This is a genomic window from Blastococcus xanthinilyticus (assembly GCF_008124835.1).
GTDB lineage: Bacteria > Actinomycetota > Actinomycetes > Mycobacteriales > Geodermatophilaceae > Blastococcus > Blastococcus xanthinilyticus.
This window is the reverse complement of the sequence record NZ_VNHW01000001.1, coordinates 312,231-336,444: the sequence shown is the minus strand read 5'-3', so window position 1 is coordinate 336,444 and position 24,214 is coordinate 312,231. Positions and strand designations below refer to the sequence as shown.

Sequence of the window (24,214 nt, the reverse complement as noted above, 5' to 3'; positions counted from 1 at the left end):
GAGGGTGAGATAGGAACTCTTCAGTTCCGGCCGTGACCGTCCGAAGATCACGACATGGACCTGCCCGTCTGCCCTCGGGGACACGAGTCTCTGAAGGTCGTGCGTGACGGCGCGCAGAAGCGCGGGGGCCGGGAGCGCCAGCGGTACCGCTGCGTGCTGCCCGACGGTTCGTACCACCGATTCGTCGGCTCGGTGAGTCACACCAGGGGCGGCGGAAAGCACTGCGACGAGTGCGACCAGGCCTTGCCGGTCGATGGCGGCCCCGTCGCTCCCTGGCGCGGCCGCTATCTGGTCAAGGAGGTCGCGGCGGCGTTGTGGGCTGTCGCCGGGGGCGCCTCCTACACCGACGCCGCGCTACGGGTCCGTCGGCGGGCGTGGGGCGATGACGGCGCCGACCGTCGCGCGGAGACGACCGTGGTGTCCGGGCAGACCGTCGCCGACTGGTTGGACCGCTATGGGCCGGCGGTGGCCGCGCCGCACGCCGAGGAGAGCTGGCCCGAGACGGTCGTCCTGGACTCGACGCGCTTCCTGTACCGGGACTCATTCACCGGCCGTCAGCACCAGCTGTTCAGCGTGCTGGCCGCGTGGGGCTATCCGGCCGGCTCGTCTCGTGGCCGACTGTGGCTCTTGCGGGCCTACCCGCTGCAGGACGCCCCGACCTGGCAGCAGTTCCTGGCCGAGTTGCCCGGCCGGCCGCAGCTGGTCGTGATCGACCGCGACTACGGCGCAATCGGCGGGGTGCAGCGGCGCTGGGGATACGGCGCGCGTGGCGTGCCGATCCACCTCTGCGAACACCACCTGTACGAGAACGGCAAGGCCGCCCTGGTCAAGGGGGGTCACACCGCCTTCGGTGACCCGCTGCAGGCGGCTCTGGCGAAGGCGCTGCAGTCCCCGGAGGGCTGGGACGCCTTCCACACCCTCGCCAGCGAGGCCGGCGGAGAGCCTCAGAAGTGGGCTGACTACTGGAACAAGCGGATGCGGGTGCAGACCAAGCGCCGGGCGAGCATCCCGGAGCACTACGCCAACGGCGCAGTCGAAGCGCCGTTGGAGGAGGTGAAGCGCGTCCTGGCACAGCGCCGGTGGACCTTCCGCAACGCTGCCCGGATGAACCAGCTGCTCGAGCTGGTCCGCATCCGCTACAACCACGCCGCCAACGAGGGCGACTTCGCCGCGGCCCTCCGCAGCCAGCTCAACGAAGCTCCGCGACCGGCGCGTGCGGTGGCGGCCGACCCACGCCTTCCCGGTCGCCGGGTGTCGGCATCAAGCCTGCGGGCCTGGATGCCTCAGCAGCCCGCCCGCCACCAACGCTGGGCGCCCGCCGCCAAGATGACGGCAGGGGCCTCAACGAACTCCTCGTCATCAGGCCGCACCGCAAGTGCTGCTAAGACGACCCGGGCGCCGCGGCGTCGAGTCACGCCCCGCGGGCCGTCCCCGCGACCAGGGGCTTGAGCTCAGTAGACAACCCCTGCGGGCCCCGCACGAGGTCGAGACCTCGATGGACTGCCCGCACCGGCCGGGCGACGACGCTCGCCACACGCGTCACCTAGACGACTGGAGACCGATCGGCCCCGTCCTCATCGTCAGGGTCATCGACCGCCTGCTCGAGCCACTCGGTGAAGTCCTCGGAGGCGGACCGTAGGCCGGTGGCCTCATCCTCACTGAGCTCACCAGACGCCAGCGCAATCTGGATGGCCCGCAGATGCAACCGGACTGACCAGGCGTCGATGTGCCGCGTGTAGAAGTGTTCAGGCTCCACAATCGAGCCGGGGGTCAGGCCGCGTCCGCTGATCAACGAATCGAGGGCAGGGCCCTGCTTCTTCACCCACTCAAGGATTCGTTCTGCGTCCGCCTTCGACAGGCCGGGGAAATCCAGCGCGTAGTAGGGCCACAGTGCCTCCTCGCCGGCGCTCACGATTCAGATTCTCGAGAGAGGTCCTCGGGCGTTCCCATTGCATCTCCCCGTCGCAACCCGGCCATCGGGCAGTCATTCTGCTTCCGCGCGCCGACGTCCCTGCCCCCGGCCGACGCGGTCCCATCTCACCCTCACCGTAAGGGGGGGCGGGCGCTCACCCGGACGGGGGTGGCCCCGCTCGACCGAGGAATGTCGGGACCGGTTCCGCCACTTACTGTGACGGTCACGGCGAGCCGACTGTGTCCGCCAGCGCCAGGAGATCGCCGGACGCGCAGGCGCCCCGTTCCCAGAAGGACCCTTGTGATGCCCCGGAGCCCGTTGAACGCAGTTCTCCGCTCGTACCTGCAGCCGGCGCACCGGCAGATCGCCGGCCTCCTGCCACCGACGGCCCGGCGGCAGTACCTCTTCCTGGCCGGGCAGGGGCGACTGCCCCGGCTCCGGGACCCCCGGACGTTCTCGGAGAAGGTCAACTGGCGGATCCTCCGGGACCGCCGGCCCGAGCTGGCGTGGACCTGCGACAAGCTGGCGATGAAGGACCACGCGTCCCGCCTCCAGGCGGAGACCGGCCTGGCCGTGCCCGACACGCTGTGGTCGGGGGACGACCTGGGCGCGGTGGCCGGCCGGGCTTTCGACCGGGCGTGGGTGCTCAAGCCCAACCACCGCAGCGGCCTCGTCCGGTTCGGCGAGCCCGCGCAGGCGGTCGACGCCCCGACGGTGGAGGCCACCCGCGGATGGCTGGACGACGACCAGAGCGTGCTGCTGGGGGAGTGGGCCTACAGCCGGGCCCGGAAGCTGTTCCTCATCGAGGAGGACATCTCCGGGGGCGGCCCGCTGGACGACTACAAGTTCTTCGTCTTCCACGGGAAGGTGGCCGCCCTCCAGGTCGACCGGGGCCGGTTCACCCCGGCGCACACCCGCACCTTCTACACGCCCGGCTGGGAGCCGGTCCCCGTCCAGAAGACAGTGCCGAGCGGGGCGCCGACCCCGCCGCCGGCCAACCTGGCCGCGATGCTGCACGCCGCCGAGGTGCTCGGCCGCTCCTTCGACTTCATGCGGGTCGACCTGTACTCCGCCGGCGACACGATCTGGTTCGGCGAGCTGACGCCGTACCCGGGCGGGGGCGTGACCCGGTTCGAGCCGCGGGAGTTCGACCGGTGGCTCGGGGAGCGGTGGGCCCTGCCGGCGCTGCCGCGCTGACGCCCCCGATGGCGGGCCGGGCCGCACCCGCCGTCAGTGCCGCAGCACCGCCAGCGCGGCACGGGGCACCAAGGCCCGGCCCGGTCGGCCGGCCCGAGTGGCCGTGTCGCTCGACGGAGGGACGCCTCGACGCGCCATCCCCGTTAACCTCTGCGCCACCCGTGTGACTTCGTGGTCCGCCACGGGCCGGAACATCGCCGGGCGAGCCGGCGGCCCGCACGCGGAGGGAGCTCGTGATGCCCCGGAGCCAGCTCAACGCGGTTCTGCGCTCGTACCTGCAGCCGGCGCACCGCCGGATCGCCGGCCTCCTCCCGCCTGCCGTCCGGCGCCGCTACCTCTACCTGGCCGGCCAGGGGAGGCTGCCCCGGCTCCGCGAGCCGCGGACCTTCACCGAGAAGGTCAGCTGGCGGATCCTGCGGGACCGCCGGCCCGAGCTGGCGTGGACGTGCGACAAGCTGGCGATGAAGGACCACGCCCACCGCCTCCAGGAGGAGGCCGGCGTGCTCGTGCCCGAGACGCTGTGGAGCGGCGAGGAGCTGGCGGCGGTGGCCGGCCGCGCGTTCGACCGGCCCTGGGTGCTCAAGCCGAACCACCGCAGCGGACTCGTGCGGTTCGGGGCGGCTTCGGACGTGGTCGACGCGGCGCTGGTGAAGGCGACGCGGGAGTGGGTCCGGGACGACCAGAGCGCGCTGCTGGGGGAGTGGGCTTACAGCACGGCCCGGAAGCTGTTCCTCATCGAGGAGCGCATCGGCGCGGGGGAACCCCTGGACGACTACAAGTTCCTGGTCTTCGACGGCGAGGTGGCCGCGATCCAGGTGGACCGGGGCCGGTTCACCGCGGGGCAGACGCGGAGCTACTACACCCCCGGCTGGGAGCGCATCCCCGTGCAGCTCGTCGTGCCGTGCGGGCCGCCGGTCGAGGAACCGGCGAACCTGGCCGCCATGGTGCACGCGGCCCAGGTGCTGGGGCGCTCGTTCGACTTCATGCGGGTCGACCTCTACACCACCGGCGACGAAGTCTGGTTCGGCGAGCTCACGCCGTACCCGAGCGGGGGTTCCATGCGGTACGAGCCCCGGTCGTTCGACGCGTGGCTGGGCGACCGGTGGACCCTGCCCGCGGCGCCGCGTCAGGCCCCCGTGCCGCACCCGCGCCGTGGCGGCTCGGTGGTGCGGGACGACCATCCCGCACCACCGGCGCCCCGGTCCTAGCCGCGGGACCTCAGGCGCGCACCAGCACGGCCACCGGCAGGCTGCCCAGCAGGACGTCGACGGCGATGCCCGCGACGTCGGAGACCACCCGCCGGCCGGTGAGCAGGTCCTGCCACGCGCCGTTGGGCAGCTGCAGCGCGGTGTCCCCCCAGCCGGACCCGGCCAGGCGGACGGGCAGCCGGGTGGCCACGGGAACCGCGCCACCGCGGTCGTAGGCCACCACGTGGTCGGCCGCCGAGCCGGTGACCGCCACCGGCGCGTAGCCCGCGAACCACTCGGGGTGGTCCCGCCGGGCGCGGAGCACCCGCGAGACGACCAGCAGCTTCGCCGCACCCGACTCGTCGATGCCCGGCACGTCGCCGGCGTCCAGGGCCGCCAGCAGCGTGCGCCGCAGCGCGTAGTCCACCGGACGCCGGTTGTCCGGGTCGACAAGCGAGTGGTCCCACAGCTCCGTGCCCTGGTAGACGTCGGGGACGCCGGGCATGGTCAGCTGCAGCAGTTTCTGGCTGAGCGAGTTCGACCAGCCCAGCGGCGCGATCCGGGTGACGAACGCGTCGATCTCCGCGTTGGTCGCCGGGTCGTCGTACGCGGCGTCGACGAGGGCGTGCAGCTGCTCCTCGAACTCCTGCACCGGGTTCGTCCAGGTGGTCGAGGTGCCGGCCTCGCGGGCGGCCTTCTCGACGTAGGCGTGCGCCCGCTCGCGGGACAGCGGCCAGGCGCCGACCAGGTTCTGCCACACCAGGTGGGCCAGCGACCGGTCGGCCAGCGGGTGGCGGGCGATCCAGCCCCGGACCAGCCGCGCCCACTCCGTCGGCAGCTCCGCCAGCACGGCGAGCCGGGCCCGCACGTCCTCGCTGCGCTTGGTGTCGTGCGTCGACAGCGTCGTCATCGACTCGGGGTAGCGCTCCGCCCGGCGCTGCTGCGCCGCGTGGAACTCCTCGACGGTGCTGCCGAAGCGCGCCGGGTCGCCGCCCACCTCGTTGAGCGCGGCGAAACGCGCCCACCGGTAGTACGCGCTGTCCTCGACGCCCTTGGCCATGACCGGCCCGCTGGTCTGCTCGAAGCGGGTCGCCGCCTCGGTGCCGGCCTGGGAGAGCACCGGGTGCAGCGCGTCGAGCGCCGGTGCCAGGTCGGGGCGGCGGGCGCGGACGGCGGCCACCGTCGCGTCCAGGTGCACCCGGCCGTCGGGCAGGTAGCTGCGGTAGACACCGAAGGTGGCCAGCAGCTCGGCCAGCGCCTCGGTCTGCTGGGCGACGTCGATCCCCGGCAGCTCGCCGATGACCCGCACCAGGCGGGCCACCTCCGAGCCGAGCATCCCGTCGGTGACCTCGCGCTTGCACCGCCGCACCAGCTCGGCGTAGTCGACCGCGTGGCCGGCCAGCTCGGTGTCGAGCGCGGTGAGCGCGGGCTCTCCGGCGGGGTCGATGAGCACCTCGTCGACCTCGGCGAGCGCGTCGTAGCCCGTCGTCCCCGCCGTCGCCCAGCTCTCCGGGAGGTCCTCCCCCGGTTCCAGGATCTTCTCCACCACGGTCCAGCGGCCGCCCGAGGCCTCCGCGAGGCGGTCGAGGTAGCCCTTCGGGTCGGCCAGCCCGTCCGGGTGGTCGATCCGCAGGCCGTCGACGGCGCCGTCGTCCACCAGCCGGAGCACCAGCTCGTGGGTGGCGTCGAAGACCGCGGGGTCCTCCACCCGCAGGCCCGCCAGGGTGTTGATGGCGAAGAACCGCCGGTAGTTCAGGTCGGAGTCGGCGCGCCGCCAGTCGACCAGCTCGTAGTGCTGACGGGCGTGCACCTCCTGCGGCGTGCCGCCCTCGCTGCCGGGCGCCAGGGGGAAGCGGTTGTCGTAGTACCGCAGCTCGCCGTCCACCACTTCGAGCTTCTCGACGTCGTCGGCCGAGCCCAGCACCGGGATCCGGACCTTGCCGCCGCCGAAGTCCCAGTCGATGTCGAAGGCGGCGGCATGGGCGCTGCCCTGCCCGTGCTGCAGCACGTCCCACCACCAGCGCGCCGCCGACGGGTCGTCGACCCCCATGTGGTTGGGCACGAGGTCGAGCACCAGCCCGAGCCCGTGCTCGTGCAGGGCGGCGACGAACCGGTCGAAGCCGGCCTGCCCGCCGCGCGGCTCGTCGATGTGCGCGTGGTCGACGGTGTCGTAGCCGTGCGTGCTGCCCTCGGCCGAGCGGAGCAGGGGCGAGCTGTAGGCGTGGGTCACGCCCAGGTCGGCGAGGTACCCGGTGACGTCGGCGGCGTCCTGCAGCGGGAAGCCGGCGTGCACCTGCAGCCGGTAGGTGGCCGCCGGGACCTGCCGGCGCCGCTCGCTGCCCGGCACCTGGATCGGCTCGCTCACGAGGCGGGGCCCTGCAGCACGACGATCGACCGGCCCTGGACCGTGACCGTGTCGCCCGGCTTGATCTCCACCGGCTCGACCTCGTGCATCTCGGCGGTGTCGAGCACCGGCATCCAGCTCCGCGAGTAGTCGTCGCTGGGCAGGGTGAACTCGATCGGCTCGTGCGAGGCGTTGTAGGCCAGGTAGAAGTGGTCGTCCTTCACGTACTCGCCGCGCTCGTCCATCTCCCGGATGCCGACGCCGTTGAGGTAGACGGCCAGCGACTTGGCGTAGGCGGCGTCCCAGTCCTCGTCGGCCATCTCCTCGCCGGCCGGGGTCAGCCAGGCGATGTCGGGGACCGGGTCACCCAGCCCGCGGCGGACCGGCCGGCCGTGGAAGAACCGGCGACGGCGGAACGTCGGGTGGTCGGCGCGGAGCCGGGTGACCAGCTTGGTGAACTCCAGCAGGCCCTCGTCGACGTTCTCCCAGTCGATCCAGGTGAGCTCGGAGTCCTGGCAGTAGCCGTTGTTGTTGCCGCCCTGGCTCCGCCCCAGCTCGTCGCCGTGCAGCAGCATCGGCACGCCCTGGCTGAGCATCATCGTGGCGATGAAGTTGCGCCGCTGCTGGGCGCGCAGCTGCAGGATCTCCGCGTCGTCGGTCTCGCCCTCGACGCCGTGGTTCCAGCTGCGGTTGTGGCTCTCGCCGTCGTTGTTGCCCTCGCCGTTGGCCTCGTTGTGCTTCTCGTTGTAGGAGACGAGGTCGTTGAGGGTGAAGCCGTCGTGCGCGGTGACGAAGTTGATGCTCGCCATCGGGCGCCGGCCGGAGTGCTGGTAGAGGTCCGAGGAGCCGGAGATCCGGTCGGCGAACTCGCCGATCGTGCCGCCCTCGCCGCGCCAGAAGTCGCGCACGGTGTCGCGGTACTTGCCGTTCCACTCGGTCCACAGCGCGGGGAAGTTGCCGACCTGGTAGCCGCCCTCGCCGACGTCCCAGGGCTCGGCGATCAGCTTCACCTGGCTGACCACCGGGTCCTGGTGGACCAGGTCGAAGAAGGTGGCCAGCCGGTCCACGGCGTGCAGCTCGCGGGCCAGGGCCGAGGCCAGGTCGAAGCGGAAGCCGTCGACGTGCATCTCGGTGACCCAGTAGCGCAGCGAGTCCATGATCAGCTGGAGCGACTGCGGCGTCCGGACGTTGAGGGTGTTCCCGGTGCCGGTGTAGTCCATGTAGAACTGCTCGTCGCCCTCGACGAGCTTGTAGTACGTGCGGTTGTCGATGCCGCGGAAGGACAGGGTCGGGCCCATGTGGTTGCCCTCGGCCGTGTGGTTGTAGACGACGTCGAGGATGACCTCGATGCCCGCCTCGTGCAGGGCGCGGACCATGCCCTTGAACTCCTGCACGTGCTGCCCGGCGTTCGTGTCGCTGGCGTACTCGCTGTGCGGCGCGAAGAAGCCGATGGTGTTGTAGCCCCAGTAGTTGCGCAGGCCCTTCTGCTGGAGCGTGTCGTCCTGCACGAACTGGTGCACCGGCAGCAGCTCGATCGCGGTGATGCCCAGCTCGGTGAGGTGCTCGATCGTGGCCGGGTGCGCGACGCCGGCGTAGGTGCCGCGCAGCTCCTCGGGGATGCGCGGGTTGGTCATCGTCAGGCCCTTGACGTGGGCCTCGTAGATGACCGTCTTGTTGTACGGGGTCTTCGGCGGCCGGTCGACGCCCCAGTCGAAGTACGGGTTGACGACGACGGACTTCGGCATGTGCGGCGCCGAGTCGTCGTCGTTGCGTTCCTTGGTCTCGAAGTCGTAGCCGAAGACCGACTGGTCCCAGTCGATCTGGCCGTCGATCGCCTTGGCGTAGGGGTCGAGCAGGAGCTTGTTCGGGTTGCACCGCAGCCCCTGCGCCGGGTCGTGCGGGCCGTGCACGCGGAAGCCGTACCGCTGGCCGGGGTGGATGCCGGGCAGGAACGCGTGCCAGACGTAGCCGTCCATCTCGGGGAGCCGGATGCGCTCCTCGTTGCCCTGCTCGTCGAACAGGCACAGCTCGACCTTCTCGGCGACCTCGCTGAAGATGGCGAAGTTGGTGCCGGTGCCGTCGTACGTGGCGCCGAGGGGATAGGCGCTGCCGGGCCATACCTGGGTCATCGTGAGCAGTTCCTCCTGCGCGGGGCGCCCCGTGGGCTCCGGGGCGGCGTGGGGTGTGGGCCGGGAACCCGGATGGCGCGCCGGCGCCCCGGGTCTGGACGGACGTCAGCATGCCGTTGCCCCCGTCCGGGCCCCGCCACACCTCCGCGGGATGTGAGACGTGCCCGCTTCCCGGGGTGCAGCCGGGCAGCGCGTCCGGCCGGTCGACGACGCCCCCCGCGGCGGACCGCGGGGGGCGTCGTGCGCAGGTCCGGCCGGAACACCCGGGGCCGCGTGCGCCGCGTCCGGGGAACCGGGGACCGACCTCGCCCGGGCCTCCCCGGGTGGCGCTGGTCCTCGGCGCCGGACCGCTCCTGCGACCAGGCACGCTAGGGGTGTCCGGCCGGAGAGACAAGGACCCGCCGCTCCACCGGGACCTCGCGAGCCCCTCGAGGTGCCCGCGGCCGCTCGCGACGCGTTCTGTCACACCCCCGACGTACCGTCGACGCGTGCGCACGACCACCGATCTCCGGCCCACCGAGGGGCGCTTCCGCGTCGTCAGCGAGTTCCAGCCGTCGGGTGACCAGCCCGCGGCCATCACGGCGCTCGCCGAGCGGGTGAACTCCGGCGCCCAGGACACGGTGCTGCTGGGCGCCACCGGCACCGGCAAGTCGGCGACGACCGCCTGGCTGATCGAACAGGTGCAGCGGCCGACGCTGGTGATGGCGCCGAACAAGACGCTCGCCGCGCAGCTGGCCAACGAGTTCAAAGAACTGCTGCCCGACGCCGCGGTCGAGTACTTCGTCTCGTACTACGACTACTACCAGCCCGAGGCGTACGTCCCGCAGACCGACACGTACATCGAGAAGGACTCCTCGATCAACGAGGAGGTCGAGCGGCTGCGCCACTCGGCGACGAACAGCCTGCTCACCCGGCGCGACGTGGTGGTGGTCTCCACCGTCTCCTGCATCTACGGCCTGGGCACGCCGCAGGAGTACGTCGAGCGGGCGCTCAAGATCCGGGTGGGGGAGGAGCGCGACCGCGACGAGCTGCTGCGCACCCTCGTCACCGAGCAGTACACCCGCAACGACCTGTCGTTCACCCGCGGCACGTTCCGGGTGCGCGGCGACACGATCGAGGTCTTCCCGGTCTACGAGGAGCTCGCCGTCCGCATCGAGATGTTCGGCGACGAGGTCGAGCGGCTGTACTACCTGCACCCGCTGACGGGGGAGGTCGTCCGGGAGGTCGAGGAGCTCTTCGTCTTCCCGGCCAGCCACTACGTCGCCGGGCCCGATCGCATGGAAGCGGCCATCCGCGGGATCGAGACCGAGCTCGAGCAGCGGCTGGCCGAGCTGGAGAAGCAGGGCAAGCTGCTCGAGGCCCAGCGGCTGCGCATGCGCACCACCTACGACATCGAGATGATGCGCCAGGTCGGCTTCTGCTCGGGCATCGAGAACTACTCCCGGCACATCGACGGCCGGGCGCCCGGCAGCGCCGGCGCCTGTCTCATCGACTACTTCCCCGACGACTTCCTGCTGGTCATCGACGAGTCGCACGTGACCGTCCCGCAGATCGGCGGCATGTACGAGGGCGACATGAGCCGCAAGCGCACCCTGGTGGAGCACGGCTTCCGGCTGCCCTCGGCGATGGACAACCGCCCGCTGAAGTGGGAGGAGTTCACCGACCGGATCCACCAGACCGTCTACCTGTCGGCCACCCCCGGCCCGTACGAGCTGGGCCGCGTGCAGGGCGACGTCGTCGAGCAGGTCATCCGGCCCACCGGGCTGGTCGACCCGGAGGTCGTGGTGAAGCCGACCAAGGGCCAGATCGACGACCTGGTGCACGAGATCCGGCTGCGCACGGAGAAGGACGAGCGGGTCCTCGTCACCACGCTCACCAAGAAGATGTCCGAGGACCTCACCGACTACCTGCTCGAGCTCGGGATCAAGGTGCGCTACCTCCACTCGGAGGTCGACACCCTGCGCCGGGTGGAGCTGCTCCGGGAGCTGCGGCAGGGCGAGTACGACGTGCTGGTCGGCATCAACCTGCTGCGCGAGGGGCTGGACCTGCCCGAGGTGTCGCTGGTCGCGATCCTGGATGCCGACAAGGAGGGCTTCCTCCGGTCGGGCACCTCGCTCATCCAGACGATCGGCCGGGCGGCGCGCAACGTCTCCGGGCAGGTGCACATGTACGCCGACAAGATCACCCCGTCGATGGCGCAGGCGATCGAGGAGACCAGCCGCCGGCGCGAGAAGCAGATCGCCTACAACACCGAGCACGGCCTGGACCCGCAGCCGCTCCGGAAGAAGATCGTCGACATCCTCGACGGGATCTACCGGGCCGCGGAGGACGCCGAGGGCGCCACCGAGCTGCTGGGCGGGTCGGGGCGGCAGCAGTCCCGTGGGAAGTCGCCCGTGCCCGGGCTGTCGTCCAAGTCGAAGGCGAAGGCCGGCTCGATCGACGTCCAGGGCCTGCCCCGCGCCGAGCTGGCCGACCTGATCACGCAGATGAACGAGCAGATGCTCGCCGCCGCCCGCGAGCTGCAGTTCGAGGTCGCCGCCCGGCTCCGCGACGAGCTGACCGAGCTGAAGAAGGAGCTGCGCCAGTTCGACGCCGCGCACGCCTGACCCAGGGGCGCGACCCCGGCCCGCGGGGTGGACGCGTGCGGCCGTTCCGCGGGGGCGGGAACACGGGGGCGGGGTCGGCCGTTGTGGCCTGTGAACCACACGGGTCGTGCGGGCGGTGACGTCTGCACGCCGTGGGTTCGTGGAGGGGAGTATCCCCGCGCGAACGGGTCGTCATTACGGGATCCCACGATCCCCGGCCCGTCGGCCGCCCAGCAGGGCGGTGGGAGAGACCTCCGGTTACTGACGGCTGCCAGTTCCGGAGGTTTTTCTTGGACGTCCCCTTCTGGGTGTGGGCACTCACGGTCGGCGTGATCGTGGGAATGCTCGTCTTCGACCTCGTCGGTCACGTGCGCACGCCGCACGCACCGACGCTCCGCGAGTCCGCGATCTGGTCGGCGGTCTACGTCGGCATCGCGATCGTGTTCGGCTTCCTCGTCTGGTGGGGCTGGGGAGCCGGCTTCGCCGGCGAGTACTTCGCCGGCTACGTGACCGAGAAGAGCCTCTCGGTCGACAACCTCTTCGTCTTCGTGCTGATCATGGCCGCCTTCGGCGTACCGCGGGAGCTGCAGCAGAAGGTGCTGCTCTTCGGAATCACCTTCGCGCTGGTCCTGCGCACGGTGTTCATCCTCGTCGGCGCGGCCGCGATCGCGAACTTCAGCTGGGTCTTCTACCTGTTCGGCGCGATCCTCATCTACACCGCCTGGGTGCAGGCGCGCAGCGGCGGCCACTCCGACGAGGAGGACTTCAAGGAGAACGCCGTCCTCCGCTTCGCCCGCAAGCGCCTGCGGACCACCGACGAGTACCACTCCGACCGGATGACCGTCCGGCTCGACGGCAAGCGGTTCCTCACCCCGCTGGCCATCACGCTGATCGCGATCGGGACGGCCGACGTGATCTTCGCCGTCGACTCCATCCCGGCGATCTTCGGCCTGACGCAGGAGACGTACCTGGTCTTCGCGGCCAACGCCTTCTCGCTGCTCGGGCTGCGGCAGCTGTTCTTCCTCATCGACGGGCTGCTCGACCGGCTCGTCTACCTGGCCTACGGCCTGGCCGTGATCCTCGGCTTCATCGGCGTGAAGCTGGTCATCCACGCGCTGCACAAGAACGAGCTGCCGTTCGTCAACGGGGGTGAGGCCGTCACCGTGATCCCCGAGGTGCCGATCACCATCTCCCTGCTGGTCATCCTGGCGACGCTGGTGGTGACGACCGTCGCCAGCCTCTGGCGGGTCCGCAGGGACCGGCGGGAGCACGTCGTCGCCGAGGCGGCGGCCGCCGACCCGACCGCACTGTCGGCCGTCGACGGGGCGCCGGTGGACGACGTCCCCATGTCCAGCGGGTCCGACGCGGAGCGAGCAGGTAGCGTGAGCGCCGCGAACCCGGGCCGGCGCGAACACTGACGATCGCTGCCGCCGGGGGATGCGAAGGAGGGGAGTATCCCCCCGCGGCAGTGTCGTCATCACGAGGTCCCATGGCCTCCGGTGCTGCCGGTCGCAGGCCCCCCGGGGCGTGCGGTGGGAGAGACCTCCGGTGCTGACACGGCATGTCCCCCGGAGGAAACCACCGCATGGAGCTACCCGTCTGGTTCGAGATCACGACGTTCGTGGGACTCACCGTCCTGCTGCTCGCCGATCTCGCGATCGTCGCCCGCCGTCCGCACGAGCCCTCCATCAAGGAGGCCGGCATCTGGGTGAGCTTCTACATCAGCCTGGCCCTGATCTTCGGTCTGCTGATGCTGGCGTTCACCAACGGCACGTACGCCACGGAGTTCTACGCGGGCTGGCTCACCGAGTACTCGCTCTCGGTCGACAACCTCTTCGTCTTCGTCATCATCATGGCGCGGTTCCAGGTGCCGCGGAAGTTCCAGCAGGAAGCGCTGATGATCGGCATCATCATCGCGCTCGTCCTGCGCGGGATCTTCATCCTGCTCGGCGCCGTGGTGATCGAGCGGTTCGTGTGGGTCTTCTACATCTTCGGCGTCTTCCTGATCTACACCGCGTTCAACCTCGTCCGGCACCGCGGCGACGACGAGGACTACGAGGAGAACGCGTTCATCCGGCAGATGCGCAAGGTGCTGCCGATCACCCAGGACTACCACGGCGCCAAGATCCGGGTGAGCGAGAACGGCAAGAAGATGTGGACGCCGATGATCGTGGTCATCCTGGCGCTCGGCACGACCGACCTGATCTTCGCCCTCGACAGCATCCCGGCGATCTTCGGCCTGACCCGGGAACCGTTCATCGTCTTCACCGCGAACGTGTTCGCCCTCATGGGTCTGCGCCAGCTGTACTTCCTGCTGGGTGGCCTGCTGAAGCGGCTCGTGTACCTCTCGATGGGCCTCGCCGTCATCCTGGCCTTCATCGGCGTCAAGCTGATCATGGAGGCGCTGCACGAGAACCAGCTGCCGTTCGCCGGTGAGCGGGAGCCCATCGAGGCGATCCCGCACATCCCGATCTGGCTGTCGCTGACGATCATCCTGGGCGTGCTGGTCATCGCGACGGTGGCCAGCCTGCTCAAGACCCGCGGCGACGTGTCCCGCGAGGAGCCGGTGATCGAGCCCGAGGAGGCCGAGCGGATCCCCACGGGTGGTCCGGAGGCGGCCGCCGCGGCCGAGCAGCGGGTCGCCGCCACCGAGGACGCCGATCAGGACCGCCCCACCCGCTGAGCGGTACCCGGCGCCGCCCGCCCCGAGCAGGGGCGGCGGCGCCGGGGCCCTCCGCTAGCGTCGCGGCCATGCTGCCGACGGACCTCGCGCTGCTGCGCGTCCCGGGGACGCCGGCGGTCTCGCCCGACGGCCGGATCGCGGTCGTGGCCGTCGAGTGGCTCGATCTCGACGGGGACGCCTGCCGCAGCCAGCTGTGGGCGGTGCCCACGGACGGATCCGCGCCGGCCCGTCCGCTCACCTCCGGGCAGCGCGACACGGATCCGGCGTTCTCGCCGGACGGCCGGTGGCTGGCCTACCTGGGCTGCGAGCCCGGCACCCGCCCCCAGATCCTGGTGCTGCCGGCCGCCGGGGGCGCGCCCCGCCGGCTGACCGCACACCCCCTGGGCGCGGGCGCGCCGGTGTGGGCACCGGACTCCCGCCGGCTGGCCTACGTGGCGCGGGTGCCCGAGCACGGCCGGTACGGCACCGTGCCGGGCGTCGGCCCGGCGGCCGAGCCGCCCCGGTTGATCACCACGGCGTCGTCCCGGCTGGACGGGGTCGGCTTCTGGCCCGACCGGCCCGGCCAGGTGTTCCTGCTGGAGCTGCCCGGTGACTTCACCGACGACAGCAGCCCGCCGCCCGAGCCGGTGCAGCTCACCGCCTCCGACGCCGACTGCACCGACGTGGCCTGGCGTCCCGACGGCGCCGAGCTGGCCTTCGTGCGGGCCCGTTCCGACCCCGCCGAGGCCCACCTGGTGCGCGAGGTCCACGCCGTCCGGCCCGACGGCTCGGGGCTCCGCCGCGTGACCGGGTCCGGCGCCCGTTGCGCCGGACCGGCGTACACCCCCGACGGCACGACGATCGTGCTCACCGCCGTGCCCGACGCCGGCGACGGGCACGCCGCCGACCCGACCGACGTGCCCTGCACCATGCCCGTGGACGGCGGCCCCCTGCGGCCGCTGCTCGACCCGGAGCGCTACGTCCTGGCCGCCGGCTCCCCGGGGAGCACCGTGCTGACCGGGGGAGCGGTCCTGGTGCGGGTGGCCCGGGGCGGGGCCGTCGACCTGCTGCGCGTGCCGCTCGACGGCGGCCCCCCGGAGGTGCTGGTCGAGGGCTCGTTCACCGTCCACGGGGTCAGCGCGGCGGCGGGGGTGGTCGTCGCGTGCGTGGGGCACGACCGCTCCGCCGGTGAGCTCGTCGCCGTCACCGGTGCCGGCCGGCGGCTGCTCAGCGGATTCGGCCGTCCGCTGGGGGAGACGGGGCGATTGCACCGGAGCGCGGACGTTGCAGTGACCGCACCCGACGGGCACCCGGTCCGCGGCTGGGTGACCACGCCACCCGGACCGGGGCCGCACCCGGTGCTGCTCGCGGTGCACGGCGGGCAGTCCGGGTGGTCGCTGTCGGACGAGACCCAGGTGCTGGTGTCGGCCGGCTACGCGGTGCTGCGGTGCCACCCCCGGGCCGCCGACGACGTCGAGGCGCTCCTCGACTCAGCGCTGACCGCCCCGGAGCTCGACGGCACCCGGGTGGGGATCGCGGGCAGCGGCGCCGGCGGCGACCTCGCCGTCCACCTGCTGAGCCGCACCGACCGGTTCGCCGCCGCGGTCGTCGAGCGGCCGGCGGCCGCCCTCGCCGCGGAGGAGCGCACCGTGGTCGGGGCGTCCACCGGGACGACCCCGACGTTGGTCATCCAGGCGGAGGGGGACCGGGCGGCCTCCGCGGCGCTGGGGGAGGAGCTGCACGCCGGGCTGCTGCACCGGGGCGTGCCCGCCGAGCTGCTGCTGTTCCCGGGCGACGGGCACGAGCTGCGCCGCACCGGGCGTCCCCGGCACCGGGTGGCCCGGCTCGAGCACCTGCTGCGCTGGTGGGACCGGTGGCTGCCGACCGCGGCTCGGGACGCGAGCGCAGTCGCCGACGAGGCCGCCCCCGACCGGCTGAACACGCCACAGCACGCTCCGTGACGTCCGCTCAGCAGCGTGTCGTGACCTGGGTCACGTGTTTCCGCAGGTCGGCCGCGTGCGGGCGCGCTTCGGTCCCCCTGAGTGACCACGGAGCGCCCCTAGGCAACGCGCCACCGGTCGGCCAAGGTCGCCGTGCCGACAACGGTGTCGGCACCACCGGCGACGCTCGCCGTCGCCAGGACCGATCGAAGGGATGCAGCGTGGACGAACGACGGACCGCGTCCGCACGACGGACGGCGGCTCGAACCATCGCTCTGGGCAGCAGCGGACTCCTGTTCGCACTCGCACTGCCCGTGACGACCGCGAACGCCGTGCCGCACGACTCGAACACCCTGCCGCGCGACTCGTGCGACCGCAGGCACAACATCACCTACGAGAAGCTGCTGGAGTGCGTCGACCTCGAGGACGTCCTCGAGCACGAGCGCATGTTCCAGAAGATCGCGGACAACAGCGGCGACCCGGTCTACCCCGGGACCCGCGCGGCGGGCACCGCTGGCTACGCCGGCAGCGTGGAGTACGTGGCGGGCCTGCTGCGGGAGGCCCGCTTCGACGTCACGCTGGACCCGGTCGAGGTCACCTTCAACTTCCCCGCTGAGCTCCGGCAGCTCACGCCGGTGGCGGCCGAGTACGAGACCGGCGTCTTCACCGGCAGCGGCTCGGGCGAGGTCACGGGCGCGGTCATCCCCGTCGACATCAACCTCGAGGGAGACCGGGCGAGCTCCAGCGGCTGCGAGGCCGAGGACTTCGATCCGGCGCTGTTCACCGGCGACGCGGACATCGCGCTCGTCCAGCGCGGCACCTGCAACTTCGGCGACAAGGCCAAGAACGCCGAGGACGCCGGCGCCGAGGCCGTGATCATCTTCAACCAGGGCAACGCCCCCGACCGGTTCGAGCTGATCGTCGCCAACGCGGCGACCCTGGGCGACGGCAGCACCGTCACCCACGGCATCCCCGTCGTGGGTGCGAGCTTCGACCAGGGCGTGGCACTCGCGGCCGACGACGCCACCGCCTACGTGCACGTGCTCCCCGCGGAGACGCGCACCGACTACAACGTGATCGCCGAGCGGCGCGGCCGGGACCAGGACAACGTCGTCATGGCCGGCGCGCACCTCGACAGCGTCATCGAGGGCCCCGGCATCAACGACGACGGCTCGGGCTCCGCGGCGCTGCTGGAGACGGCCCTGTCGATGGCCCGGATGAAGCCGCACAACACGCTGCGGTTCGCCTGGTGGGCCGCGGAGGAGCAGGGTCTGGTCGGCTCGACGAGCTACGTGGAGAAGCTCTCGCAGGAGGAGCTCGACCGCATCGCCCTGTACCTGAACTACGACATGATCGGCTCGCCGAACTACGTCCAGATGGTCTACGACGCCGACCAGTCGACCTGGGAGGCCCCGGTCGCGATCCCCGACGGCTCCACGGCCATCGAGGACCTCTTCGAGTCCTACTACACCAAGATCGGCGTCCCCTACGACGACGCCGAGTACTCCGGCCGCAGCGACTACCAGGCGTTCATCGAGGCCGGTATCCCCGCCGGTGGGCTCTTCACCGGCGCGGAGGTGATCAAGACCGAGGAGCAGGAGGCCATCTGGGGCGGCACCGCGGGTGAGCAGTTCGACCCGTGCTACCACCAGGCCTGCGACGACATCGACAACCTCGATCTGCAGGCGCTCGACGTCAACAGCGACCTGATGGCGTTCGCGATGCTCACCTACGCCTTCTCCACCGAGTCGGTGAACGGCGTGCGGGGCCGGCCGGTCCCCGGGCCGGCGTTCGAGCTGCCGGCTCCCGCCGGTGAGCAGGGAACCTTCAAGGAGACGGCCGGCGGTGGTGGTCTCGAGCACGACCACGACCACGACACGCTGGGCTGACCGCTGAGGGCGGGCGACCGGCTGCGGCCGGCCGCCCGCTCTCCCGAGCCGTCGCCGACGTCCTCCGGGGCGCCGGCGGCGGCTCTCCCACGTCCGGCGCACGCCGGGATGCCCTCGCGGCCCCGGGTGGCCTAGCGTCGCGGAATGGCGCTCATCTACCCGGTCCGGCTCGACACCCCCGAGCCCGACGACGACGCGGCTCCCGACTTCGCCGAACTCGCGGCCGACCTCTCGGACCAGTGGCTGGTCGAGATCGACCTGGGGGAGGACGGCGACGACGCCTGCTTCGGCCCGCTCACCCCGCGCGCGGCCTGGGACCTGGCGATCGGCGTCGACGGGCGCCGGCCGGAGTGGAGCGTCTCGGTGCTGCCGCTGCACGTGCCCGGCACCCCCGACGAGCTGGTCGGCCTCTTCACCGACGACTGACGCTCAGCGTCGCCTGACGGCCGGCCTCACCAGCCGCGCTCGCGCCACTCCGCGAGGTGCGGGCGCTCGGTGCCGATCGTCGTGTCGCTGCCGTGCCCGGGGTAGACCCAGGCGTCGTCGGGGAGCGCGGCGAACAACCGCTCCTCGACGTCGTCGAGGAGGCTGGTGAACCGGGCCAGGTCCTGCTGGGTGTTCCCGACCCCACCGGGGAAGAGGCTGTCGCCGGTGAACACGTGCACGCCCGCGTCGGCGGGCCCGCGCCACACCAGCGCGATGCTCCCGGGCGTGTGCCCGCGCAGGTGCACGACCTCGAGGATCTGCTCGCCCACCCGCACTGCGTCGCCGTGCCCGACCGGGCGCTGCACGGGGACGGGCAGCTCGGCGGCGTCGGCCGGGTGCGCCACGGTCTCCGCGCCGGTGTCCCGGACGACGTCGGGCAGCGCGCGGTGGTGGTCCCAGTGCCCGTGGGTGGTGACCACGGTGCGCAACGGGGTGCCGCCGATCAGGTCGCGGAGGGTGTCCGGCTCCGCGGCCGCGTCGACCAGCAGCCCCTCGCCGGTCGCGGTGCAGCGGAGCAGGTAGGCGTTGTTGGCCATCTCGCTGACGGCGACCTTGCTGATCGTCAGCCCGGGCAGCTCGCGGACGTCGGCGGGGCCGCCCACGGCGACGTCGCCGGTGTAGGGGGAGGGGCTCATCCGGACTCCGTTCGGAAAGTGTCGGCGGACGCCGTTACGGTCCAGGCATGGACGCTAGCGGAGGTCTCGGCACAGCTCAGGGCGACGGGAGGGGCCGGGCCGGGGGCCGGACCGGGAGCGGAGGCGAGGATCCGGCCGGGAGCAGGCCCGGGATCGTCGGCCTGCCGGCCACCGAGATCGCGGCCCTCGTCCGCGCGGGGGAGCTGACCGCCGTCGAGGTGGTCCGGGCGCACCTCGACCACATCGAGGCCGTCGACGCGCGCATCGGTGCCTTCCGGGTGGTGCGGCGCGAGGCGGCGCTGGCCGAGGCGGCGGCGGTCGACGCGAGCCTGACCCGGTTCGCGCTCCCCCTGGCCGGGGTGCCGGTGGCGGTCAAGGACAACATCGCCGTCTCCGGGGAGGTCTGCACCGACGGCTCGCCCGCCCGCCCGGCGGTCCCCGAGACGCACGACCACGAGGTGGTGCGGCGGTTGCGGAAGGCCGGTGCGGTCGTCGTCGGCATCAGCCGGGCGCCCGAGCTCTGCCTGTACGCCGCCACCGACGGCCCGGGCACCGTGACGCGCAACCCCTGGGACACCGCGCTCTCGCCCGCCGGCAGCTCCGGGGGCAGCGCGGCGGCGGTGGCCTCTGGCTCGGTGCCCCTCGCGCACGGCAACGACGGCATGGGCTCGCTCCGGCTGCCCGCCGCCGCCTGCGGTCTCGTGACGCTGAAGCCGGGGATCGGCGTGGTGCCCGGCGGCATCGGCGCCGACGACTGGTCGAACATGGCCGTGAACGGCGCGCTGGCCACCACCGTCGCCGACCTCGCCGTCGCGCACGCGGTCCTCGCCGGTGAGCAGCCCGGTCCGTCCGCCGACCCGGGCCGCCCGCTGCGCATCGCGGTCAGCACCCGGTCACCCGTTCCGGGGCTGGGTGGCGACGCCCCCGTCCGGGCCGCGGTCGACGCGGTGGTGGCCCAGTTGCGCGCCGCCGGGCACACGGTGGTCCCGCGCACGCCACCCATCACCCCGGCGGCCGCCTTCGGCGCGGTGGTGCGGTGGATGGCCGGCGCGGAGGACGACGCGGAGTTCCTCGGCATCCCGCGGGCCGAGCTGCAGCCGCGGAGCCGCACCCACGCGCGCATCGGGCGGGCGGTGCGCCGTCTCGGGCTGGTGCGGCCGCGCACCCAGGCGCGGTTCCGGGAGCGGATGACCCGCTTCTTCGACGACGTCGACCTGCTGGTCACGCCGGTCACCACCGGTCCGCCGCTCCCGGCGCGGCCGTGGCACGAGCGGTCGTTCCTCGCCAACATCTCGGCCAACGCGCGCTGGGCCCCCTGGACGGCGGCGTGGAACCTGGCCGGCATCCCGGCCGCGGTCCTGCCCGCCGGCACCCGGCCGGGCGGGCTGCCCGTGCCCGTGCAGCTGGTCGGCCCGCCGGGGGCCGAAGGGCTACTACTCTGGGTCGCCGGAGAGCTGGAGGCCCGGCAGCCGTGGCGCCGGTACGCACCGGTCTTCGACCCGACCGGGCCCTCGACCACGGGCACCACCTCGTCCGGCACCAGTCCATCCGGCACCACCTGATCCGCTCGGCCCGACCGCGGCGGGCGCGGCGACCGGGCGCAGCTCACACCGCCCGGCGGACGTCCCGGGGTCGGCGGTGCGTTGCACCGGGGGACCGCGACCGGGCCGGGACGGCCGCCGCGCACAGCACCACCCCCGCAACCCCGCAGACCAGCACACCCCACGCAGCACACCCACCTGGTGCCAGCCACCAGCGACCGACAGGGATCACATGGACCGGCTCGTCGTCCGCGGCGCCCGTGAGCACAACCTCAAGGACGTCACCATCGACCTCCCCCGTGACGCGCTCATCGTGTTCACGGGGCTCTCCGGGTCGGGCAAGTCCAGCCTCGCCTTCGACACGATCTTCGCCGAGGGCCAGCGCCGCTACGTCGAGTCGCTGTCGGCCTACGCCCGCCAGTTCCTCGGCCAGATGGACAAGCCCGACGTCGACTTCATCGAGGGTCTCTCGCCCGCGGTCTCCATCGACCAGAAGGCGACCAACCGGAACCCCCGGTCGACCGTCGGGACCATCACCGAGATCTACGACTACCTGCGCCTGCTCTACGCGCGGGCCGGGCAGCCGCACTGCCCGAACTGCGGCAAGCCGATCTCCCGGCAGACGCCGCAGCAGATCGTCGACCAGGTGCTGGCGATGGAGGAGGGCACCCGCTTCCAGGTGCTCGCCCCGGTGGTGCGGGCCCGCAAGGGCGAGTACGTCGACCTGTTCAGCTCCCTGCAGACGCAGGGCTTCTCCCGCGTCCGCGTCGACGGCACGGTGCACCCGCTCACCGAGCCGCCCACGCTGAAGAAGCAGGAGAAGCACAGCATCGAGGTGATCATCGACCGCCTCACCGTGAAGGAGAGCGCGAAGCGCCGGCTCACCGACTCGGTCGAGACCGCCCTGGGGCTGGCCGGCGGTCTCGTCGTCCTCGACTTCGTCGACCTGCCCGAGGACGACCCGCAGCGCGAGCGGACCTTCTCCGAGCACCTGGCCTGCGTCGACGACGGCCTGTCGTTCGAGGCGCTGGAGCCGCGCTCGTTCTCCTTCAACTCCCCGTTCGGCGCCTGCCCGGAGTGCACCGGCATCGGCACCCGCAAGGAGGTCGACCCCGAGCTCGTGGTGCCCGACCCGGGCAAGAGCCTCAACCAGGGCGCGGTCGCGCCGTGGGCCAGCTCCATGAGCAACGAGTACTTCACCCGGCTGCTCACCGGTCTGTCCCAGCAGGTCGGCTTCTCCATGGACGAGCCGTGGGAGCGGCTCCCGGCCAAGGTGCAGAAGGCGATCCTGCACGGCTCGCCCGACCAGGTGCACGTCCGCTACAAGAACCGCTACGGCCGCGAGCGCAGCTACTACGCCGCGTTCGAGGGTGTGCTCCCGTTCCTCGAGCGCCGGCACGACGACACCGACAGCGACTACATGCGGGACAAGTACGAGGGCTACATGCGCGACGTGCCGTGCGCCGTCTGCCACGGGACGCGGCTCAAGCCCGAGATCCTCGCCGTCAAGATGAACGGCCGGTCGATCGCCGAGGTCACCAGCCTGTCGATCGGTGAGGCGTCGCAGTGGCTGGGCGCGCTGGAGCTGGGGGAGCGCGAGAAGGCGATCGCCGACCAGGTGCTGCGCGAGATCCAGGCCCGGCTGTCCTTCCTCGTCGATGTCGGCCTCGACTACCTCTCCCTCGAGCGACCCGCCGCCACCCTGGCCGGCGGCGAGGCGCAGCGGATCCGGCTGGCCACCCAGATCGGCTCCGGCCTGGTCGGGGTGCTCTACGTGCTCGACGAGCCGTCGATCGGCCTGCACCAGCGCGACAACACCCGGCTGATCGAGACCCTGGTCCGGCTCCGCGACATGGGCAACACGCTGATCGTCGTCGAGCACGACGAGGACACGATCAAGGTCGCCGACTGGGTCGTGGACATCGGCCCCGGAGCGGGGGAGCACGGCGGCGAGGTCGTCGTCAGCGGCACCGTCGAGGAGCTCCTCGCCAGCGAGCGCTCGCTCACCGGCGCCTACCTGTCCGGCCGCAAGGTGATCGCGGTCCCCGAGACGCGACGCCAGTCCGAGCCGGGCCGGGAGCTGGTGGTGAAGGGTGCCCGCGAGAACAACCTCCGCGGCATCGACGTGACCTTCCCGCTCGGCTGCCTCGTGGCGGTCACCGGTGTCTCGGGGTCGGGCAAGTCGACCCTGGTCAACGACATCCTCTACACGACGCTGGCCAACCAGCTGAACCGGGCTCGTCAGGTGCCCGGCCGGCACCGCACCATCACCGGCCTGGAGCACCTGGACAAGGTGGTGCACGTCGACCAGTCGCCGATCGGCCGCACGCCGCGGTCGAACCCGGCCACCTACACCGGGGTGTGGGACCACGTCCGCAAGCTCTTCGCCAGCACGACCGAGGCGAAGGTGCGGGGCTACCTGCCCGGGCGCTTCTCCTTCAACGTGAAGGGCGGCCGCTGCGAGGCCTGCTCGGGCGACGGCACGCTGAAGATCGAGATGAACTTCCTGCCCGACGTCTACGTCCCGTGCGAGGTGTGCAAGGGGGCCCGGTTCAACCGGGAGACCCTCGAGGTGCACTACAAGGGGAAGACGGTGTCCGAGGTCCTCGACATGCCGATCGAGGAGGCGGCCGACTTCTTCGCCGCCATCCCGGCGATCGCCCGGTACCTGCGCACGCTCACCGAGGTCGGGCTGGGCTACGTGCGGCTCGGGCAGCCCGCGACCACCCTCTCCGGCGGTGAGGCGCAGCGGGTGAAGCTGGCCAGCGAGCTGCAGAAGCGGTCCAACGGCCGCAGCATCTACGTGCTCGACGAACCCACCACCGGCCTGCACTTCGAGGACATCCGCAAGCTGCTCCTCGTGCTCCAGGGCCTGGTCGACAAGGGCAACTCGGTGATCGTCATCGAGCACAACCTCGACGTCATCAAGAGCGCCGACTGGCTCATCGACATGGGCCCGGAGGGTGGCTTCCGCGGCGGCAGCGTCGTCGCCGAGGGTCCGCCGGAGTTCGTGGCCACCGTGCCGGAGAGCCACACCGGCCGGTACCTCGTGCCGATGCTCGACGCCGACGCGATCGCCGCGGCCGCTGCCGGGCCGGTCAAGAAGCGGGTGCGCAAGAAGGCGAGCTGACCCGGCGACCTGACCCGGCGCGGCCCCGTGCGGCGGCCCGCGTCCCCGATCACCGGGGGCGCGGGCCGCTGTCCGTGCTTGTGAGATAAGTCATCTCGGGCGTACAGTGGCTGTGATCGACATCACCGGGACACCCCCTGTGTTGCTGCGAGGAGGCTCGATGAGCGCGCTCACGCCCGACTGCGACCCGGACATGGCTCACTGCGGTCAGCCCTGGCAGGGAAAGAGCAAGCCAGGAGCGGGCCTCCTCTCCGCGGCGGTGCTGATGGGCCTGCTCGGGGTGTCCCTGCTCGTCGTGACCAAGGACCTGGTGGCCGACGCGTTCGACTTCGTCGCCGTCCCGGTGGGCGTGCTCGCGGCCGTGGCCCTCACCCGGCGCGGCGTCCGGCTGGCCGCCCGGGGCGCCTCCGCCGTCAGCGCGCGCATGCCGGCCGTCACGGTCCGGCGGTCCCAGCCCGCAGCCTGACCCACCCCTGACCAGCGCACCGCCGGGCAGCCCGGCGGTGCGCCGTCCGTCTGCGTGCCCGGGGCCAGGGAGCAGGGCGGGACGGGTGAGACGGACGGGTCCCCGTCCTGC

The 24,214-nt window shown here is 72.2% G+C and carries 16 protein-coding genes; 12 read left to right on the top strand and 4 right to left on the bottom strand.

The window, feature by feature from the left end; translation table 11 throughout:
• Positions 1 to 54 precede the first annotated feature (54 nt).
• The gene (locus tag BD833_RS01555; protein WP_166531353.1) at positions 55 to 1,449 is read left to right on the top strand and encodes a hypothetical protein; all 1,395 of its coding nucleotides are present in this window, start codon (positions 55 to 57) and stop codon (positions 1,447 to 1,449) included.
• A gap of 94 nt (positions 1,450 to 1,543) precedes the next feature.
• Here the strand turns inward: BD833_RS01555 and BD833_RS01550 are convergent, their stop codons facing one another.
• The gene (locus BD833_RS01550; protein ID WP_166531352.1) at positions 1,544 to 1,912 is read right to left on the bottom strand and encodes a hypothetical protein; all 369 of its coding nucleotides are present in this window, start codon (positions 1,910 to 1,912) and stop codon (positions 1,544 to 1,546) included.
• Positions 1,913 to 2,230: 318 nt separating this feature from the next.
• Between BD833_RS01550 and BD833_RS01545 the strand changes: the two genes are divergently transcribed.
• Together BD833_RS01545 and BD833_RS01540 are read left to right on the top strand one after the other, a co-directional pair.
• On the top strand, positions 2,231 to 3,109 hold the full coding sequence (locus tag BD833_RS01545; protein WP_166531351.1) for an ATP-grasp fold amidoligase family protein: 879 nt from the start codon (positions 2,231 to 2,233) through the stop codon (positions 3,107 to 3,109).
• A gap of 236 nt (positions 3,110 to 3,345) precedes the next feature.
• A complete protein-coding gene (locus BD833_RS01540) occupies positions 3,346 to 4,317 on the top strand; it encodes an ATP-grasp fold amidoligase family protein (RefSeq protein ID WP_166531350.1) in 972 nt (323 codons plus the stop codon).
• A 10-nt stretch (positions 4,318 to 4,327) separates the two neighbouring features.
• Here the strand turns inward: BD833_RS01540 and treY are convergent, their stop codons facing one another.
• Together treY and glgX are read right to left on the bottom strand one after the other, a co-directional pair.
• Positions 4,328 to 6,661 carry a malto-oligosyltrehalose synthase gene (gene treY / locus BD833_RS01535; protein WP_166531349.1) on the bottom strand — a complete coding sequence of 778 codons (2,334 nt, stop codon included), beginning with the start codon at positions 6,659 to 6,661 and terminating at the stop codon, positions 4,328 to 4,330.
• The gene (gene glgX, locus BD833_RS01530; protein ID WP_166531348.1) at positions 6,658 to 8,769 is read right to left on the bottom strand and encodes a glycogen debranching protein GlgX; all 2,112 of its coding nucleotides are present in this window, start codon (positions 8,767 to 8,769) and stop codon (positions 6,658 to 6,660) included. Before glgX ends, treY begins: the two co-directional genes overlap by 4 nt.
• A gap of 488 nt (positions 8,770 to 9,257) precedes the next feature.
• Between glgX and uvrB the strand changes: the two genes are divergently transcribed.
• From uvrB to BD833_RS01500, 6 genes are all read left to right on the top strand, one after another.
• Complete coding sequence (uvrB, locus tag BD833_RS01525; protein ID WP_166531347.1) at positions 9,258 to 11,375, top strand: excinuclease ABC subunit UvrB; 2,118 nt, start codon at positions 9,258 to 9,260, stop codon at positions 11,373 to 11,375.
• Positions 11,376 to 11,644: 269 nt separating this feature from the next.
• Positions 11,645 to 12,772 (top strand): TerC family protein, encoded by a 1,128-nt coding sequence (locus BD833_RS01520; protein ID WP_166531346.1) that lies wholly within the window; start codon positions 11,645 to 11,647, stop codon positions 12,770 to 12,772.
• 167 nt (positions 12,773 to 12,939) lie between these two features.
• Positions 12,940 to 14,037 carry a TerC family protein gene (locus BD833_RS01515; protein ID WP_166531345.1) on the top strand — a complete coding sequence of 366 codons (1,098 nt, stop codon included), beginning with the start codon at positions 12,940 to 12,942 and terminating at the stop codon, positions 14,035 to 14,037.
• Positions 14,038 to 14,105: 68 nt separating this feature from the next.
• Entirely contained in the window at positions 14,106 to 15,977 is a 1,872-nt protein-coding gene (locus tag BD833_RS01510; protein WP_166531344.1) for a S9 family peptidase, read from the top strand.
• 293 nt (positions 15,978 to 16,270) lie between these two features.
• The gene (locus BD833_RS01505; RefSeq protein WP_243737380.1) at positions 16,271 to 17,845 is read left to right on the top strand and encodes a M28 family metallopeptidase; all 1,575 of its coding nucleotides are present in this window, start codon (positions 16,271 to 16,273) and stop codon (positions 17,843 to 17,845) included.
• 144 nt (positions 17,846 to 17,989) lie between these two features.
• Entirely contained in the window at positions 17,990 to 18,271 is a 282-nt protein-coding gene (locus BD833_RS01500) for a hypothetical protein (RefSeq protein WP_166531343.1), read from the top strand.
• Between the two features lie 26 nt (positions 18,272 to 18,297).
• Here the strand turns inward: BD833_RS01500 and BD833_RS01495 are convergent, their stop codons facing one another.
• Positions 18,298 to 18,966 (bottom strand): MBL fold metallo-hydrolase, encoded by a 669-nt coding sequence (locus BD833_RS01495; RefSeq protein WP_166531342.1) that lies wholly within the window; start codon positions 18,964 to 18,966, stop codon positions 18,298 to 18,300.
• Between the two features lie 47 nt (positions 18,967 to 19,013).
• Between BD833_RS01495 and BD833_RS01490 the strand changes: the two genes are divergently transcribed.
• The 3 genes from BD833_RS01490 to BD833_RS01480 all read left to right on the top strand — a co-directional run bounded on the left by BD833_RS01490 (position 19,014) and on the right by BD833_RS01480 (position 24,103).
• Positions 19,014 to 20,528, top strand: a complete 1,515-nt coding sequence (locus tag BD833_RS01490; RefSeq protein ID WP_243737379.1) for an amidase — start codon at positions 19,014 to 19,016, stop codon at positions 20,526 to 20,528.
• 211 nt (positions 20,529 to 20,739) lie between these two features.
• The gene (uvrA, locus tag BD833_RS01485; RefSeq protein ID WP_166531341.1) at positions 20,740 to 23,637 is read left to right on the top strand and encodes an excinuclease ABC subunit UvrA; all 2,898 of its coding nucleotides are present in this window, start codon (positions 20,740 to 20,742) and stop codon (positions 23,635 to 23,637) included.
• 160 nt (positions 23,638 to 23,797) lie between these two features.
• The gene (locus BD833_RS01480) at positions 23,798 to 24,103 is read left to right on the top strand and encodes a hypothetical protein (RefSeq protein WP_166531340.1); all 306 of its coding nucleotides are present in this window, start codon (positions 23,798 to 23,800) and stop codon (positions 24,101 to 24,103) included.
• Positions 24,104 to 24,214 lie beyond the last annotated feature (111 nt).